Origin of the sequence: Phascolarctobacterium succinatutens CAG:287 (genome assembly GCF_000434895.1) — a bacterium.
GTDB lineage: Bacteria > Bacillota > Negativicutes > Acidaminococcales > Acidaminococcaceae > Phascolarctobacterium_A > Phascolarctobacterium_A succinatutens_A.
The window spans coordinates 1-17,604 of the sequence record NZ_FR892800.1 but is presented as its reverse complement, the minus strand read 5'-3'; the positions used below and the strand labels follow the sequence as shown (position 1 = coordinate 17,604).

The 17,604-nt window shown below is 47.6% G+C and carries 14 protein-coding genes and 2 riboswitches; of the genes, 12 read left to right on the top strand and 2 right to left on the bottom strand.

Features of this window, described 5'->3' with window-relative positions; all coding sequences use genetic code 11:
* Positions 1-137: 137 nt before the first annotated feature.
* Positions 138-1,082, bottom strand: a complete 945-nt coding sequence (locus BN587_RS07120; protein WP_021720446.1) for a cation diffusion facilitator family transporter — start codon at positions 1,080-1,082, stop codon at positions 138-140.
* 75 nt (positions 1,083-1,157) lie between these two features.
* A riboswitch (NiCo riboswitch) is annotated at positions 1,158-1,252 on the bottom strand.
* Between the two features lie 295 nt (positions 1,253-1,547).
* Here BN587_RS07120 and BN587_RS07115 point away from each other — a divergent pair.
* Entirely contained in the window at positions 1,548-2,327 is a 780-nt protein-coding gene (locus BN587_RS07115; protein ID WP_021720445.1) for an ABC transporter substrate-binding protein, read from the top strand.
* Positions 2,328-2,466: 139 nt separating this feature from the next.
* On the opposite strand, the gene BN587_RS07110 is transcribed toward BN587_RS07115, so the two are convergent.
* On the bottom strand, positions 2,467-3,441 hold the full coding sequence (locus tag BN587_RS07110; protein WP_021720444.1) for a M14 family metallopeptidase: 975 nt from the start codon (positions 3,439-3,441) through the stop codon (positions 2,467-2,469).
* 255 nt (positions 3,442-3,696) lie between these two features.
* Between BN587_RS07110 and BN587_RS07105 the strand changes: the two genes are divergently transcribed.
* The 11 genes from BN587_RS07105 to BN587_RS11935 all read left to right on the top strand — a co-directional run bounded on the left by BN587_RS07105 (position 3,697) and on the right by BN587_RS11935 (position 17,225).
* Positions 3,697-5,004: an MATE family efflux transporter gene (locus tag BN587_RS07105; RefSeq protein WP_021720443.1), complete on the top strand. Its 1,308-nt coding sequence runs from the start codon at positions 3,697-3,699 to the stop codon at positions 5,002-5,004.
* A 103-nt stretch (positions 5,005-5,107) separates the two neighbouring features.
* Positions 5,108-5,236: riboswitch (cobalamin riboswitch) on the top strand.
* 107 nt (positions 5,237-5,343) lie between these two features.
* The gene (nikB, locus tag BN587_RS07100) at positions 5,344-6,285 is read left to right on the top strand and encodes a nickel ABC transporter permease (RefSeq protein ID WP_021720442.1); all 942 of its coding nucleotides are present in this window, start codon (positions 5,344-5,346) and stop codon (positions 6,283-6,285) included.
* A gap of 6 nt (positions 6,286-6,291) precedes the next feature.
* Positions 6,292-7,128 carry a nickel transporter permease gene (gene nikC, locus BN587_RS07095; protein ID WP_021720441.1) on the top strand — a complete coding sequence of 279 codons (837 nt, stop codon included), beginning with the start codon at positions 6,292-6,294 and terminating at the stop codon, positions 7,126-7,128.
* Between the two features lie 83 nt (positions 7,129-7,211).
* On the top strand, positions 7,212-8,786 hold the full coding sequence (locus BN587_RS07090; protein WP_021720440.1) for an ABC transporter substrate-binding protein: 1,575 nt from the start codon (positions 7,212-7,214) through the stop codon (positions 8,784-8,786).
* A gap of 22 nt (positions 8,787-8,808) precedes the next feature.
* Positions 8,809-9,603 (top strand): ABC transporter ATP-binding protein, encoded by a 795-nt coding sequence (locus BN587_RS07085; RefSeq protein WP_021720439.1) that lies wholly within the window; start codon positions 8,809-8,811, stop codon positions 9,601-9,603.
* Positions 9,593-10,573 carry an ABC transporter ATP-binding protein gene (locus BN587_RS07080; RefSeq protein ID WP_021720438.1) on the top strand — a complete coding sequence of 327 codons (981 nt, stop codon included), beginning with the start codon at positions 9,593-9,595 and terminating at the stop codon, positions 10,571-10,573. Before BN587_RS07085 ends, BN587_RS07080 begins: the two co-directional genes overlap by 11 nt.
* Before the next feature lie 1,238 nt (positions 10,574-11,811).
* Positions 11,812-14,184: a heavy metal translocating P-type ATPase gene (locus BN587_RS07070; protein ID WP_044484499.1), complete on the top strand. Its 2,373-nt coding sequence runs from the start codon at positions 11,812-11,814 to the stop codon at positions 14,182-14,184.
* A gap of 245 nt (positions 14,185-14,429) precedes the next feature.
* Positions 14,430-14,639: a FeoA family protein gene (locus BN587_RS07065; RefSeq protein WP_363316387.1), complete on the top strand. Its 210-nt coding sequence runs from the start codon at positions 14,430-14,432 to the stop codon at positions 14,637-14,639.
* Between the two features lie 17 nt (positions 14,640-14,656).
* Positions 14,657-14,878, top strand: a complete 222-nt coding sequence (locus BN587_RS07060; protein WP_021720435.1) for a FeoA family protein — start codon at positions 14,657-14,659, stop codon at positions 14,876-14,878.
* Between the two features lie 14 nt (positions 14,879-14,892).
* Entirely contained in the window at positions 14,893-17,040 is a 2,148-nt protein-coding gene (feoB, locus tag BN587_RS07055; protein WP_021720434.1) for a ferrous iron transport protein B, read from the top strand.
* A 14-nt stretch (positions 17,041-17,054) separates the two neighbouring features.
* A complete protein-coding gene (locus BN587_RS11935; RefSeq protein WP_021720433.1) occupies positions 17,055-17,225 on the top strand; it encodes a FeoB-associated Cys-rich membrane protein in 171 nt (56 codons plus the stop codon).
* The last annotated feature ends 379 nt before the right edge of the window (positions 17,226-17,604 follow it).

The window sequence follows — 17,604 nt, the reverse complement described above, 5'->3', positions numbered from 1 at the left end:
TATTGGGAAACATTACCATACATATGAGCAATCATTCACTGATTGCCTAAATTATATACCCCCTTAAGATAGCTTGTCAAGAGGGTATATCAAGAAAAATTTAAAATTATTTTTGTGTGGCGTAAGCTGAGTTTTGTTTAATTATTCTGATCGTGCGGACGTAAATCCGGCGGCAGCATAGTGCAGGCTTCATGGCTGTCTTCACTTAAAGGATTGACATGCACCATGCAGTGCTTTACTAGCGGGAAGTTGGCTTCAACGGCAGTGTGGACCATTTCAGCGATGTGATGTGCCTGCAGCAGGGTAAGGTTATCCTTGACGCTGATTTCAATATCAACGTAGATACGGCTGCCGAAAAGACGGCTGTGCAGACTGTCGAGATGCTCTACACCGGGAACACGGGAAACAAGCTCTTCCATAGCGGTTGCTGTTTCCTCATCACAGCTGCGGTCAACCATTTTATCCATAGAATCCTTGAATACTTCGTAGGCAGCATATAAAATCATCACGCAGATTACCAGGCTGGCGATGGGGTCTAAAATAGGATAGCCCATGCGTGCGCCCAAAATACCGATGAAAGCACCGACGGAGCTCATAGCGTCACTGCGGTGATGCCATGCTTCCGCCATCAGGGCGCCGGAATTGATTTTTTGTGCGGCGTTGCGGGTGTACCAGAACATTGCTTCCTTAGCAACAATGGAAATAATTGCTGCCCACAGAGCAAGCTGTCCGGGGACCTCTAGCTCAGCCGGGTCACCTACGATTTTTTCGTAACCACTGTAGCCGATGAGCAGGGCGATAATCGTCAGGATTATTGCCAAAAGAATAGCTGCAATGCATTCAATACGCTCGTGGCCGTAAGGATGGTCATCATCCGAAGCCTTGTTGGAAAATTTTACGCCGGCCATAACAATGAGGGTACCGAAAACATCGGACGCAGAGTGGATACCGTCGGAAACCATGGCAGCGGATTGGGCGATGAAACCGGCAACAAGCTTGCCCAATGATAAAAGCAGATTACCGATAATACTGTTGATGGAAACAATCATAGCGATTCTTTCAGCATCGTTTTCAAATTTCATAATAAAACCTCCTAAAGTGGTCTTTGCATTTTTGCAGGCCTTATACATACAAAAAACGCCTGCGAGATAGTAGTTAACTGTCCCGCAGACGTTGCGTCAAGGTCTGCTGCCCAAAGGGCCCGGCTGCAAAAACCCGGAAGAAGGTTTACCGCCTGATCAGTTTGTACTGTAGCTAAATTGCAGTGCAAAGAGATTATCTGAATTATAAGCGGTTAGCAAAGGCTTTGTCAAGCGGTTTTTGCAAAATATTTTACAGTTTTTAGAGAAAAATTTCCTGCATAGAGATTAATTGCTAACTTAAGCTTGAGGTTAACAAAGGTTTACTTTATTGGATAATGGCTAGCAGCAAGAAAAGCATACAAATACATGAATAAATGTTGACATATCATTCAGAAGAGATATAATAAGGGTATTAGTACAAATCGTATAGCTTATCAGTAATATTATAGTAGTGGAGGTAATGGTATGAAGAAATTTTTTATGCTGATGTTCTGTGTTGTTATGGCTTTTGCTTTGGCCGGTTGTGGCGGCAGCAATGAGAAAAACGCATCTCAGGCACCGGAATGCAAGGTACTGAAGGTGGCAACGGATGCGAACTTTCCGCCTTTCGAATTTTATCAGGAGCAAAGCAAGGTACATACAGGTTTTGATATTGCACTGGTAAAGGCAGTGGCTAAGCAGATGGGTTATGAGAAGGTTGAATTTGTAAATGTTGATTTTAAGAATATCTTAACAGGCCTGCAGGATAAAAAATATGATATGGCTGTTGCTGCTTTGAGTATTACACCGGAGCGTGAGCGTTTGGTTGATTTCAGTGAAGCTTATGCAGAGGACGGCTATAAAGTTATCGTAAGCAAAAATTCCAAGCTGGGGGATGATTTTTCAGCCTTGGCAGGCAAGACAGTTGTTGCTGAGGAAGGCAGCTATGCTGAAGAGCTTTTGAAATCTAAGGCTAAGGATGTTAAGGTAGTGCCTGTGCGCGATACGGAAGCAGGTATTAAGCTTGTTGCTGCGGGCAAGGCCGATGCACTCGTTGCTTCTAAAATAGTTGCCAGCTTTTTCATCACTCATAATTATAGTGCTAAAGTTAAGTTTGCCGGTGAGACCATATTAGATAAAGATAAATACGGTATTGCAGTCGCCCATGGCAACCAGGAAATGGTGAAGAAGGTTAACGAAGCGCTGAAAGAGGTTAAGCGCAGCGGTGAATACAAAAATATATACAGCTCTTACTTTGGTAATTAAGCTTTAAGCTGTCATATAGCTATTAAATTGTTGATTTTATTGCGCAACAGATGCTGATGTCTGTTGCGCATTTTTATGCAGTTAAGCTGTTACTTATAAAAAAATCCGGTCTGTATTAACAGACCGGAAAAATTAATTTTTACTCTTCGTCATCAAATTCCTTGATGGTGCCGTATGCTACAAGAATGGTGCCCTTGGGAGATGCCAGTGCCGGGCAGACGTAAAGGATTACACCTGTCTGCTCTGCGTAATAGGTTGTCAGCGTATTGCCGAAAACGTCGGTAATGCGTCCCAAAACCTGGCCTTCCTCAACAAAATCGCCGCTGTGGATGTGGTGCAGCCAACAGCCTGTTTCCAGCGCTTCCAGATAAATAAGGTTTTCTACATCACGCGGAGAGTGATGGCGCGGTTTTACAGGCAGGGAGAACATTTTCAGCTTGCGCAGGATATTGCGGATATCATCTTTGTAGGCTTCGATATCCTCGTGCAGGCAGAGACCGGCGCCGCCGCGTTCAATAAGAATAGAAGGCAGTCCGGTGCTGGCGGCGTAGTTATAGGCACCGCCGGTTGCCAACGAGCGTACCATATATTCCATATCAAGTACGCGGGCTACAGAACGTGATTTCTTTTCTACCTCAGGCGTAGGCTGGCCGGGATAGTAAACATAGGGATGCAGGCTTTCGTGGATATCGCCGCTGTGCATGTCTACATAAAAGTCAGCAATCGGGAAAAAGTTGTTGCTGATTAAATATGCAGTTTTATCGGCAAGCGTTCCTGTGGGATCGCCCGGGAAAACGCGGTTAAGGTTTTTGCCGTCTTCGGGCACAATCATTTCGCGGCGTGCCCAAAAGCCCTGGATATTGACAGGGTGCATCATAATCAGGCAGCCGGTAACATGCTCAGGCTCAATATCGCGGCCCAGCTCCATTGCTGCTGCGATACCGGGATATTCGCCGCCATGAATGCCTGCGGTAATAAGCAGTGTAGGGCCATCGTTTTCACCGTTGATAATAGTCAGGGGGATTTTTACATTGGTGTCTGGTACGGGCAGATACGTGCGCAGCTTAGTGCCACGTTCAATAGTCAGTCCACATACCGTTAGTGTTTCAGACATGTGCTCACTCCTTTGATATATTTCTCATACTTTTTATAATAATTTTTCTATTAGCGTTAGCTAACTGAAGCCTAAAAAATTAAGCAATGGCGTATAAATTTTTCTTTTGCGAAGAATGGCAAAATTTCCGCAGAAATATTTTTGGCAATTGCTACTTTTTTTACTTGCAATAAATTATAACATATGATAAGCTATTCACACAAGATGTTTTTTAAAATAAAATTTAGTGCGAATAAACAAGGGGGGACAGATAGAGTGAACCTTCTGACTGATAGGGAATACTTGGGACTGACAGTACCGTTTATGCTGTCGACAATGACGCAGCCTTTAATGGGTGCGGTGAATACGGCAGTTATGGGACAGCTTCCGGACCCTAAATATATTGCAGCAGTTTCTCTTGGAGCTATTTTGTTCAACAATTTATATTGGTTATTTGGTTTTTTACGTGTGAGTACTACCGGTTATGCGGCACAGGCCTTTGGCGCTGCCGATAAAAGACTTGGTATGCTCGCCTTTTTTAAGCCCTTGGTGCTGGCAATGCTGATAAGTGCCTGCTGCATTCTTTTCCAAAAGCCGATTTTGGAACTGTATCTGGCCATGATTGGTGCTGCACCGGAGGTCAACGAGCTGTGCCGTGATTATTATTACATCCTTATCTGGGGCGCACCGCTAGTTTTGGGCAACTATGTGGCCCTTGGTTGGCTCATGGGCCAGACGCGGGTGAGGGCGAGTGTGTTTATGCAGGTTTCCATGAACGTGCTGAACATGGCGCTGAGTATCTGGTTTGTTTTTTGGCTGCATATGGATATTACGGGCGTGGCTTTTGCTACTTTGCTAAGTCAGCTTTACGGCGGTATCTTGAGTGTAGTACTGATGTACTATTACGGTGATTTTGATTACAAGGCGCTGCCTTGGAGCGAGCTGCTGGATTGGCGTGAGTTTATCGGCATGCTGCAGGTGAATGTCAACCTGATGATTCGTACTGCCTGCCTTCTGACTGTAAATAACATTATTGCGGCGGTGGGTGCTTCCTTCGGTACTGTGGTGCTGGCAGCCAATGCTGTGCTGCTGCAGCTCAAGGATATAATGAGTTACCTTATTGACGGTATGGCGAATGGCGCGGCGATTTTCAGCGGCCGTGCGGTAGGTGCAAAGAACGGCAAGCTGTTTGCCGCTACCATAAAAATGACCTTCAAATGGCTGGTAGTGCTGGCTGCTATCCTGATGCTCGGCTATCACTTGAGCAATGAATTCTTTATCCGCCTGTTTACCAATATCGAAGAGGTTGTAGCGATGGCTATGACCTACAATGTTTTCGTTTTGTTCTATCCTGTCTGCGCTGGTATCGGCATGGTGCTTTACGGAGTTTTCTGCGGAGCTACCAGAACCGCACCGGTACGCAACATGATGCTGATGGCACTCTTAGTATTTTACCTTTTGCAGTGGCAGCTGGTGCCGCTTTGGGGCAACAGCGGACTATGGCTGGCCTTGCTGGGCTTTATGCTGTCTCAGTCAATAATACTTTTATTTTATTTGTCTTCTTTGAGAAGAGAGCTTGCCTAAGCAACCATTTTGTAACAAATTTGTTGCAAATAATGAGAATTAGTGCTATTATAAATCTATAAGTGTTAGCTTATTATTTTTTGCCGACATAAGGAACTTTTACAAATCTATACTCTTCTGAGGTGCCTGCCTATGCAGGTAATAATCGGAATACGGTGCAAATCCGTAGCGGTCAAGCCACTGTGATGCCGCAAGGCTAAGTCAGGTTGATTTCCTCAGTTGATATATTCCTGCTAGCGACGGAAATATATATAATTACAATTGTGCACATTGTAAGTATGTACCCTTTCTGCGCTCTTTTGCAGGAAGGGTAATTTTTTTTGATGGAGATGATGTGCTTTGACGAAAAAGCAGCTTCTGTCCCGTTTGGGGCAGATCATCCTTGTTCTGCTGGGTATCAGCTTTATTACCTTTGCTTTGGTAATGCTGGCCCCCGGTGACGTTGTTCGCCAAATGATTGCAGGTAACGAGGATATTATTGTAAGCCAGGCTGAAATTGATGCACTGCGTGCAGAATTAGGTTTGGACAAGCCCTTCTTCTTCCAATACCTTGACTGGTTAGGAAGAGCTTTACAGGGCAATCTTGGCTTCTCTTATATGGTTAAAAAGCCTGTAGTAGAAGCGCTGATGGAGAGGCTTCCTGGTACTATCGTTCTTTCTCTGGCTTCTCTGATTATGATGATGGTGGTAGCTATTCCCGCCGGCATTTATTCTGCCGTAAAGCGTGGCAGCATGGTTGACAATATCGTGCGTGGCTTCACTTTTATGGGCGTATCTATGCCCGGCTTCTGGGTAGGCCTGATGCTGCTGTGGATTTTTGGCCTGAAATTAGACCTGCTGCCCATCGTCGGTGGTGAGATTGGTATTGATACCTTGATCCTGCCGTCCCTGACACTGGCTATTGCTATGGCCTCCAAATATACCCGTCAGGTACGTACAGCGATTCTGGAGGAGCTGCATCAGGACTATGTTGTCGGTGCACGTGCGCGTGGTATGAGTGAAAGCCACATCCTTTGGAAAGAGGTTCTTCCGAACGCTCTGCTGCCGCTGATTACGCTTTTAGGTCTGTCTTTAGGTAACCTTCTGGGCGGTGCTGCGGTTATCGAGATTGTTTTCCAATGGCCCGGTCTTGGCCGTCTGGCAATTGAAGCAATCACCTACCGTGACTTCCAACTAGTACAGGGTGTTGTTGTGTGGATTGCGTTGATGTATATGGTTATCAACCTCATTGTTGATATCTCTTACAACTATCTTGATCCGCGTCTGAGAAAGGTAAGGTAAGAGCAGATGGAAACAATTATTAATGGTTTTAAAACCAACCGTGCTTTTGCCGTAACCTCAGTTCTGGTATTGGTGCTGATTGCTATTGCTTTTGCTGCACCTGTTCTTGCTCCTTATGACCCGACTCATGCTGCTATGAAAGATGCCTTTTTGGAACCCGGTGCACAACATCTTTTTGGTACAGATAAGTTAGGTCGTGACTGCTTCAGCCGTGTGCTGTACGGCGCACGAGCTTCTCTGACCGGCGTATTGGTTCTCGTAGCCAGCGTATTTGTCGTAGGTACTACGATGGGCGTTGTTTCCGGTTACTTCGGCGGTAAGGTTGATATGGTTATCATGCGTATCTCCGATATGATGATTTCCTTCCCCGGTATGATTCTGGCAATTGCAATCGCCGGTATTATGGGCGGCAGCCTGGTTAATGCAGTGTTTGCGCTGACGATTGTCAGCTGGACCAAATACGCGCGTTTATCCCGCAGTATGGTTTTAAAGGTAAAACGTCGTGACTTCGTAGAAGCAGCAATCGTTAACGGCGGTACCTCGCCGCATATTCTGTGGGTACATATCCTGCCCAATATTTTGCCGATGATGGTTATTACCGCAGCAGCAGATATCGGTGCTCTGATGATGGAGCTTGCAGGTCTGTCCTTCCTGGGCTTTGGCAGTCAGCCGCCTGCTCCTGAATGGGGCCTGATGCTGAACGAGGGCCGTCAGCAGCTGCAGACTGCTCCGTGGCTGATGTTCTTCCCTGGTTTGGCAATTTTTGTTACCGTAGTAGTGTTCAACCTGTGGGGCGATAATCTGCGTGATGTGCTTGACCCGCGTGGTGATGTTGAAGATTAAGGCTTACTTGGTGAAGCTTTGCTTTTCAGATATGTTTTACGTTTTTTGATTTAATTTAAGTATAAGAAATGGAGAGATGTACAATGAAAAAATCCTTGAAATTTACCGCAGCAGCGGCTATGATCGGCTTAATGGCATTTGCAGCAGCAGGCTGCGGCGGTGGCGATAAAAAAGCAGCTGTATCCAACGAAGTAGTAAAATTCGGTGTAACCAACTTTGCTGATAACCTGGATCCTGCAGATAACTTCTTCGGCTGGATGGTAATGCGTTACGGCCTGGGCGAATGCCTGGTTAAATTCGACGAGAAAATGAACGCTGTTCCGTGGCTGGCTGATAAATGGACTATTTCCGACGATAAACTGACCTGGACCTTCCACATTAACGATAAGGTTTGCTTCTCCAATGGCGATAAGCTGACTGCTGAAATTGCTAAAGAGTCCATTGAAAGATCCTTCAAGCTGAACACCCGTGCTCAGTCCATTTTCCAATATGATGAAATTAAAGCTGACGGTCAAAACCTGATCATCAAAACCAAAAAACCGACCCCGACTCTGCCAGGCATGCTGGCTGACCCTCTGTTTATCATGATTGATACCAAGGTAACCGGCCGTGACATCAAAAAAGAAGGTCCTATCTGCACCGGTCCTTATGCTGTAAAATCCTACAGCAAAGCTAAAGCAGTAATGGTTGCTAACGAAAAATACTGGAATGGCAAGGTTCCGTTCAAAAATGCTGAAATCTCGACTATCGACGATCCTAACACCCGTGCTATGGCACTGCAAAAAGGTGAAATCGACTTCGCTATCAACATCGCTTCCGGTGACCTGCAGCTCTTCAAAGATAAAGCTAAATATAACATTTCCGAAATTGCTTCTCTGCGTACCGTATTGGCTCAAATCAATATGAACGAAGGCAAACCGTTGCATGATCCTAAGGTTCGTGCTGCTCTGATTCAGTGCCTGGACCGCGAAACCTATAACAAGGTTCTGCTGAAAGATACCTTTATCCCCGGCAAAGCACCTGTTCCGCCTTCTCTGGACTATGGCTTTGACCAACTGAAGGATCCGAATGCTTACAATCCGGAAAATGCTAAGAAGCTGCTGGCTGAAGCAGGTTGGAAAGATACCAACGGCGACGGTTTTGTTGATAAAAACGGCAAGAACCTGGAAATCGACTTCGTATTCTACAGCGGCCGTGCCGAGCTGCCTCTGTATGCAGAAGCTACCCAAGCTGATGCTAAGAAAATCGGTATTAAGGTTAACATGAAGAACGTTGACTATAACGTACTTGACCCGATGCGCCGCAATGGTGAATTTGACTTGATTATTTCCAACATCCTGACTGCTAACACCGGTGACCCGGAAGTTTACCTGAACTGGTACTGGAAGAGCAACATCAACGGCAGCCAACCGCAAAACTCCACCGGCTACAGCAATCCGCAATACGACGCACTGTCTGATAAGCTGTCTGTAGAATTCGATCCGGCTAAACGTCGTGAATATATGATTCAAATGCAGCAAATCCTGCTGGATGACGGCGCTGCTCTGTTCTTTGGCTATCCTAAGACCAACATGGTATCTAAAGCAGGCTTGGCTAACGCTAATATCTTCCCGGCTGACTACTATTGGCTGACTAAAGACGTTTGCCCGAAACAATAATTAATAAAGAGGTAATTGTTCAATGCTTCTTGAAGTAAAAGATTTAGACATCAGCTACGGTGACAAGCTCACCGTAACCGGTGCCAGCTTAGAATTGGATAAGGGCGAGATTATGTCCATCGTTGGCGAGTCCGGCAGTGGCAAAACCACCGTTATCCGCGCTATTATGGGCTGCCTGCCCGGTGCCGGCCGTGTTAGCCGCGGCAGCATCACCTTTGACGGCAAGGATGTATTGCAAAATACTCCTGAAGAGTGGCGCAAAATGTATGGCAGCGAGATGTCCATGATTTTCCAGGACAGCGGCAACATGATTAATCCTATCCGTCGCATCGGCCAACAGTTCATCGACTATGTTCAGGCGCATCAGCCGGACAAGTCTAAGGATCAGGCTTACAAGATGTGCTGTGATATGCTGACTAACGTGCGTCTGCCGAATCCGGAAAATATTATGAACAGTTTCCCGTTTGAGCTGTCAGGTGGTATGCGTCAGCGTGTAGGTATTGCTATGGCCATGATTTTCAGTCCGAAAATCCTTCTGGCCGATGAACCGACCAGTGCGCTGGACGTAACTACTCAGGCTCAGATTATCCGTCAGATTGTTGATATTCGTGACGAATATGGCGTTGCCGTTATCATGGTTACCCATAACCTGGGCGTTGCTTCCTATGTATCCAACAAGCTGATGGTTATGAAGGGCGGTCATGTTGTGGAATATGGCAAGCGTGAGGACGTTATCCGCAATCCGCAGGATGATTATACAAAACAGCTGCTTAAGGCAGTTCCGGTCATAGGAGGTAAGACATATTATGAGCAATAATGAAAGACCGGCCTATGAACGTACTAAACTGGTACTGGAGATTAACCACCTTACCAAAAAATTCGCAGTTGACGGCGGCAAGTTTCTGACTGCCTGCAATGACATCAACCTGCGTGCATACGAAGGCCGTACCCTGGGCATCATCGGTGAATCCGGCTGCGGCAAGAGTACACTGGTGCGTACTTTGCTGCGTATTCACCCTGCTACCAGCGGTGAAGCAATTTTCGAAGGCCATGATTTGATGAAATCTAACGGCGAACAGCTGCGTCAGGACAGAAAGAACATCCAGATGGTGTTCCAGGATCCTACTGCTGCCTTCAACCCGAAGATGCTTGTTAAGGATATCCTCACCGAGCCTTTGAAAAACTTCGGCCTGATTAAAAACAGCGAGGTAGATGCTAAAGCAGCAGAGCTCCTGGAAATGGTTGAGCTGCCTGCTGAATTCAAGGACCGCTATCCGCACAGCATGTCCGGCGGTCAGCGTCAGCGTCTGGGCATTGCCCGCGCTCTGGCACTGGAGCCGAAGATTATTGTCTGCGACGAAGCGACCAGTGCGCTGGACGTTTCCGTACAGGAAAAAATCTGCGAGCTGCTGTGCCGTATTCAAAAAGAAAAAAATATTACTTACCTGTTCATTGCTCATGACCTTGGTCTGGTAGACCTGATGTGCCATCAGGTTGCGGTAATGTACTTGGGTAATGTAGTAGAATGGATGGAGCACGGCCGTATTGCAGAACACTGCAAGCATCCGTACACCAAGGCGCTTATGGGTGCTGTATTTAAGGTAGACTTCAAACCGGGCGAAAAGATTGAGCCGTTGGAAGGCGAAATCCCGAGTCCGCTGGACCTGCCGCCTGGATGCCCGTTTGCCAGCCGCTGCGAGCACTGCACCGAGCACTGCGTGCAGGTTAAGCCTGAGCTGAAAGAGGTTGAGCACGGCCATTGGGTTGCCTGCCATCTGTTTGACTAATATATAGTCATAATGCGATATGCGTAAGCATAGAGCTTCTCTTTAAAGTAATTTTCTCCATCAATTTTTATAGTGGGTACGGCGAATGCTGTACCCATTTTTTTCTTAGGAATTTTTATCACTAATTTCATGGGTGAGTATTGACTCATACGTTATTTGTGTTATAATATAGGTATCAAAGAATTTACTGAAAGGTGTTATCACCTTTCCTATTATTTTTTATACTATATATGAATAGATACTCATATGAAGAGTGAGACAACCTGAAAGGAAAGGTGGCAGATACAATGAAGAAAGATTTGGAAGATATCCGTAACGGTTCCGGCGATGTAAGAGCATTTCGTCATATTGACGGCCATATCAATAGCGTAGAGGATTACAGCAAGCATCCGGAAGGCTGCACCTGCGGTCACTGCGGCAAGGACCATGATCACAAAACTATGGGACATGTGCCTAAGCATACTCATGGCGATGCATGCGGTTACGGACACGATCATGACCATGACCATGAAGAGCATTCGCATGAACATGGCGATGATTGCTGCTGTGGTAATGAACATGAGCATAATCACGAGCATGAACACGCTCACGCACACGGCGACGAATGCGGTTGCGGTCACGATCACGGTCATGAGCATGAACACGCTCACGCACACGGTGACGAGTGCGGTTGCGGACACGACCATGAGCACGAGCATGAACACGCTCATGCACACGGCGACGCATGCGGTTGCGGACACGACCACGGCCACGAACATGAACACGCTCATGCACACGGCGACGCATGCGGTTGCGGACACGACCACGGCCACGAACATGAACACGTTCACGCGCACGGCGATGAATGCGGCTGCGGACACGACCATGAGCACGAGCATGAACACGCTCACGCACACAGTGACGAATGCGGTTGCGGACACGACCACGGCCACGAACACGAACATGCTCATACACACGGTGACGAATGCGGTTGCGGACACGACCATGAGCACGAGCATGAACACGCTCATGCACACGGCGACGCATGTGGCTGCGGACACGACCACGGCCACGAACATGAACACGCTCATGCACACGGCGACGAGTGCGGCTGCGGACACGACCATGGCCACGAACACGCTCATGCACACGGACATCACGTTCCCGGTCATCCTGCTGACTGTAATTGCGAAATCTGCCATCCGCATGAGGAGTACTGCGATGTATGCGGCGAGAGCCTGGCTAATTGCACCTGCCGTATGCCGGATGCCGATAAAATTAAGCGTGTATATATTCTGCAAAACCTTGGCTGTGCCAACTGCGCTGCCAAAATGGAATATAAAATCAAAGAGCTGCCGGGTGTAACCTATGCCAACGTAAGCTTTGCTACCAAGCAGCTGCGCCTCAGCGCTGCAGACCATGAGGCTTTGCTGCCGGAAATTCAGAAAATCTGCACATCTATTGAGTCCGACGTAGTGGTAGTACCGCGTGACCGCCGTCCGCAATTAGGCGGCAAGAGCAGAGTCTATTTGGTGCAAAATCTGGACTGCGCTAACTGCGGTGCCAAGATTGAACGCGCGCTGAACGCTATGCCTGAGATTGATGAAGCTACCCTGACCTTTACTACGAAAAAGCTGCGCGTAAGCGCTAAGGATTACAACGGTCTGCTGGAGAAAATGCAGGCTGTAACCGATAAGGTAGAAGAGGGTGTTGTACTGCTGGAGGCTGAAAGCAAGCCTTCTCTGGCTCCCGAGCTGGAGGAACGCAAAAAATCCGGCGGTATCTTCTCCGAGCTGAGCGAAAAACAGACAATTATCGAAATCGTACTTGGCGGTGCAGTATTCATCATTACCGAATGGCTGGGACTTGTGCCGGAAGCATATCATATGTACTTCCTGATTTTTGCTTATATTCTGCTTGGCGGACGCATTGTGCTGACTGCCTTGAAGAATATTGCCAAGGGTAATGTATTTGACGAAAACTTCCTCATGACCGTTGCAACATTAGGTGCGTTTGCAATTCAGGCTTGGGAAGAGGCTGTTGGCGTTATGTTCTTCTATCGTGTGGGCGAATACTTTGAGCAGCGTGCGGTAGAAAAGAGCCGTGGCCAGATTATGGACGCTGTTGACCTGCGTCCGGAGGTTGTCAACCTGCTCGTAGGCGAAGAGGTGAAGGTTATTCCTGCCGCTGATGCCCATGTAGGCGATATCCTGCTGGTGCGCGTAGGCGACCGTATTCCTCTGGATGGCGTTGTTATCGATGGCGAAAGCCTGGTAGATACCTCCCCGGTAACCGGCGAGCCTGTGCCTGTAAAACGCAAATATGGCGATGAGGTTGTTTCCGGCTGCGTGAATACCTCCGGTATGCTGAAAATCCGTGTAGAAAAGGTTCTGGAAGAGTCCATGGTAACCCGTATTCTGGACAGCGTGGAGAACGCTGCTGCCAGCAAGCCGACCATCGACCGCTTCATTACCCGCTTCGCACGTATCTATACTCCGTTTGTTGTTGCTGCCGCAGTACTGACTGCCGTGATTCCGTCCCTGATTACCGGCGACTGGAATAAATGGATTTATACTGCGCTGACCTTCCTCGTTATCAGCTGCCCCTGCGCACTGGTGCTGAGCGTGCCGCTGGCTTTCTTCTCCGGCATCGGCGCCGGCTCCAAGTACGGCATTCTCTTTAAGGGCGGCGTTGCTATGGAGGCTTTGAAAAACATTGCTGCCGTAGTTATGGATAAAACCGGTACCGTTACCAAGGGCAACTTCGTACTGCAGAAGGTTAATGCTGCCGAAGGCATGAATGCCGACGAGCTGCTGCGCCTGTGTGCAAGTGCTGAGCTTGTTTCTACCCACCCGATTGCCGTAAGCATCGTAGAAGCTGCTAAGGCTGAAAAGCTTGAGCTTGTGCGCCCCGATAAATTTGAAGAAATTGCCGGTGAAGGCCTGGTTGCGTACTTTGGTGCACGTAAGGTTCTGTGTGGCAATACCAAGCTGCTGCAACGCTTTAACGTTGAATACGGCGGCTATACTCCTACCGAAAGCGGCAGTGAGGTGCTTGTGTCCGATAATGGCTTATATATGGGCCAACTGCTGATTAACGATACCCTGAAGGAAGATGCCAAGGAAGCAATTGCTTCCCTGAAGGCACAAGGCCTGGTAACCGCTATGCTCACCGGCGATGCGCAGAAGGAAGCGCAGGCTGTGGCTAAGGAAGCAGGCATTGACGAGGTACGTGCTCAGCTGCTGCCGCAGGATAAGCTCAGCGAGCTGAATATGTTGCGCAACAAGTACGGCCCGGTTATGTTCGTTGGTGATGGTATTAACGATGCGCCTGTTCTGGCGGGTGCGGATGCTGGCGCTGCTATGGGCAGCGGTGCAGATGCAGCGATTGAAGCTGCCGACGTTGTCTTCATGAATTCCGAAGTGAAGGCTATTCCGCAGGCTATTGCTATTGCGCGTGCAACCGGTGCGATTGCCTGGCAGAATGTAATTTTCGCTCTGACTGTTAAGGTTATCATTATGATTGCAGGCCTTATGGGCTACGCTTCCATGTGGGCAGCAGTCTTTGCCGATACCGGCGTATCGCTGCTGTGTGTACTGAATTCTATCCGTATTCTCTACAAAAAGATATAATAAAAAGCTATAGCTAATATGCTGATTTAGTTTACATCGGCTGACTATAAAGTCAGCCGATGTTTTTTTTGTAAACATGACAGCAGAAGCTAACTAATTTTGTAAATTAGCATAGGATTTCACAAAAAATGCTTGACAAAAATTTATAGCTGACGTAAACTTTCAATAGTAGTTATGAATGCCTAACTACTAAAAAAATCGTGTCAAGTTAGTATCTGCTAACAAATTCTTTGGAGGGAATTATGATGCCTTTATTAATGGCCCGTCGCGGCGAGACTAACAAGATCAGCGCTGTTCACGGCAAGGATGAAATCAAACGCTTTCTGGCTAACCTGGGCTTTGTAGAAGGCTCAGCTGTAACTGTTATTTCTGAAATTGACGGTAATCTTATCGTCAATGTGAAGGATGCCCGCATTGCCCTGAGCAAGCAGATGGCAGCCAAAATATTTATCTGATGCAAGTGGAGGATGTTATGAAAACATTAAAAGAAGTTCCTGTTGGTGAAACAGTTACCGTTGCTAAGCTCGTTGGCGAGGGTGCGGTAAAAAGACGTATTATGGATATGGGCGTGACTAAAGGTGTGAGCGTATTCGTACGTAAGGTTGCACCGCTGGGTGACCCGGTGGAGGTAACTGTACGTGGCTATGAGCTGACTTTGCGTAACGGCGAGGCTGAACACATCGTTGTAGAATAATTTGGAGGGAAAAGATGAAACAGATCAAGATTGCCCTGATTGGTAACCCTAACTGTGGCAAAACAACAATGTTTAATGATTTGACCGGTTCTAACCAATATGTTGGTAACTGGCCCGGCGTAACTGTAGAGAAAAAAGAAGGCGGCCTTAAAGGTCACGATGATGTAATTATTACCGACCTGCCCGGTATTTATTCCTTGTCCCCGTACACTTTGGAGGAGGTTGTTTCCCGTAACTATCTGCTGCAAAATGATGTTGACGGTGTACTGAATCTGGTTGATGGCTCTAACATTGAACGTAACCTGTACCTGACTACGCAGGTTATGGAGATGGGTTATCCCGTAACTATTGCTTTGAACATGATTGATATCGTCCGCAAGAACGGCGATAAAATTGATACCGCTAAGCTGGCTGCCGAGCTTGGCTGCGAGATTGTGGAAACCTCCGCACTGCAGGGTGAAGGCACCGGTGAGGCTGCCGAAAAAGCAATTAAAGCTGTCGGCGGTGCCGCACCGAAATATATGCGCTTTAGCAGCGAGGTTGAGGATGCGCTGACTGCGATTGCCCGCGAAGCCGGCAACAAGGTTCACGGTATGAGCGAGCGCTGGCTGTTGGTAAAGCTGTTTGAGCGTGATAAGAAAATTGCTGATGCTTTGGGCCTGAGCGAAGGCGAGCAGGCTAAGATTGAAGAAATCGTGGCAGCCTGCGAGGAAGCGCTGGATGATGATGCCGAAAGCATTATTACCAACGAGCGTTATAACTACATTGGCGAGCTGATGAGCAATGCAGTTGTCAAAGGCCATACCGGTCTGACTATTTCCGATAAAATCGACAGCATTGTAACGAACCGTTTCCTGGCTCTGCCGATTTTCGCGATTATCATGTTCCTGGTTTACTATATCGCTGTAGAAACTATCGGTACGGTTGTAACCGATTTTACGAATGATACATTGTTTGGCGAATGGATTCAGCCCTGGGTGCAGGAGCACATGGAGGCTGCCGAATGTGAGGATTGGCTGGTATCTCTTGTTGTTGACGGTATTATCGGTGGTATTGGCGCACCGATTGGCTTTGCTCCGCAAATGGCGATTGTCTTCCTGCTGCTGAGCTTTTTGGAGGACTGCGGTTATATGGCGCGTGTAGCCTTCATTATGGACCGTTTCTTCCGTCAGTTCGGCATGAGCGGCAAGAGCTTCATTCCTCTGCTGATTTCTGCAGGCTGCGGTGTACCGGGTATTATGGCTTCCCGTACTATTGAAAACGAAACCGACCGTCGTCTGACTATCATGACTACCACCTTTATCCCCTGCGGTGCTAAGCTGCCTGTTATTGCTTTGCTTTCCGGCGCTATTATGGGTGGTGACTGGTACATGGCTCCGATTATGTACTTCGTCGGCTTCTTCGCTGTAATTACTGCCTGCATCATTCTGAAAAAGACTGAGCTGTTTGCCGGCGATCCTGCTCCGTTTGTTATGGAGCTGCCGCCGTACCATCTGCCTGCTGCTAAGAACGTATTGCTGCATACTTGGGAGCGTGTTGCAGGCTTCCTGAAAAAAGCCGGTACTATTATCTTCCTGTGCTGCGTTGTTATGTGGTTCCTGGCAAGCTTTGGTATTGATGAAGGCTCTGTTGCTATGGTTGATACTGAAAAGAGCTTTGTTGCTTACATTGGTAATGGTCTTGCTCCTATCTTCGCTCCTCTGGGCTTTGACAGCTGGCAGGCTGTGGCTGCTGCTTTCTCCGGCTTTGTGGCTAAGGAATCTATCGTCAGCACGATGGCTATTCTTTCCGGTCTGGCTGATGCAGCTGAGGATGAGCCTGATTTGTGGACTGCTGTTATGGCGTTCTTCCCGAGTGCGGTTGCAGCGTTCTCCTTCCTGGTGTTCAACCTGCTGGATTCTCCCTGCCTGGCAGCGATTTCCACTATGAGCCAGGAGATGAACAGCAAGAAGTGGACCTGGGCAACTATCCTCTTCCAAAACCTGTATGCTTATAGCATCTGCCTGATGGTTTACCAGTTTGGCAGAGTATTTGTCGGCGGTGAAGCATTCAGCTTTGGTACTGCTGTAGCTGTTGTTTTCCTGATTGCGTTCCTGTATCTGCTCTTCCGTCCGGCTAAGAAATATAACAAAGAGACTGTTATGAGCGTTGATGCAAAATAAAAGAGGTGTTTCGTATGGCAACCTGGATTATTGGTCTGATTATTGTTGGTTGTGTGTATTTGGCATTCAAGCAGGTCATCAAGGCACATAAAACCGGTGGCTGCATTGGTTGTGATGCTGGTGGCGGTAAGGGTTGCTGCCCGCATTGCAAGCATACGACAACTGTAAATCTTCGTAAGAAATAAATTTAGCTTGATGAGGATTTGAAGGGCCGCGCGTTCGCGCGGCTCTTTTTGTGCTGTGAGCTTTAGCTCGATCTGCTAGCCTCTCCTAGGGGAGAGGTGGCATCGCGAAGCGATGACGGAGAGGGGGCGTATGTGTCGCAATTGATATATCGCAACCCTTCCGTCTGCTCGCAAAGCTCGCAGCCACCTTCCCTTTCAGGGAAGATATAATGATATATTGAAACTCTAACTTTCTATATGCTCCCTGCAAGGGAGCTGGCATCGCCGTAGGCGATGACTGAGGGTTGTTTTATTTTGCAGTTAACATGTCTTTTGCTTTAAGCTTTCTTCTAGCCTCTCCTAGGAGAGAGGTGGCATCGCGAAGCGATGACGGAGAGGG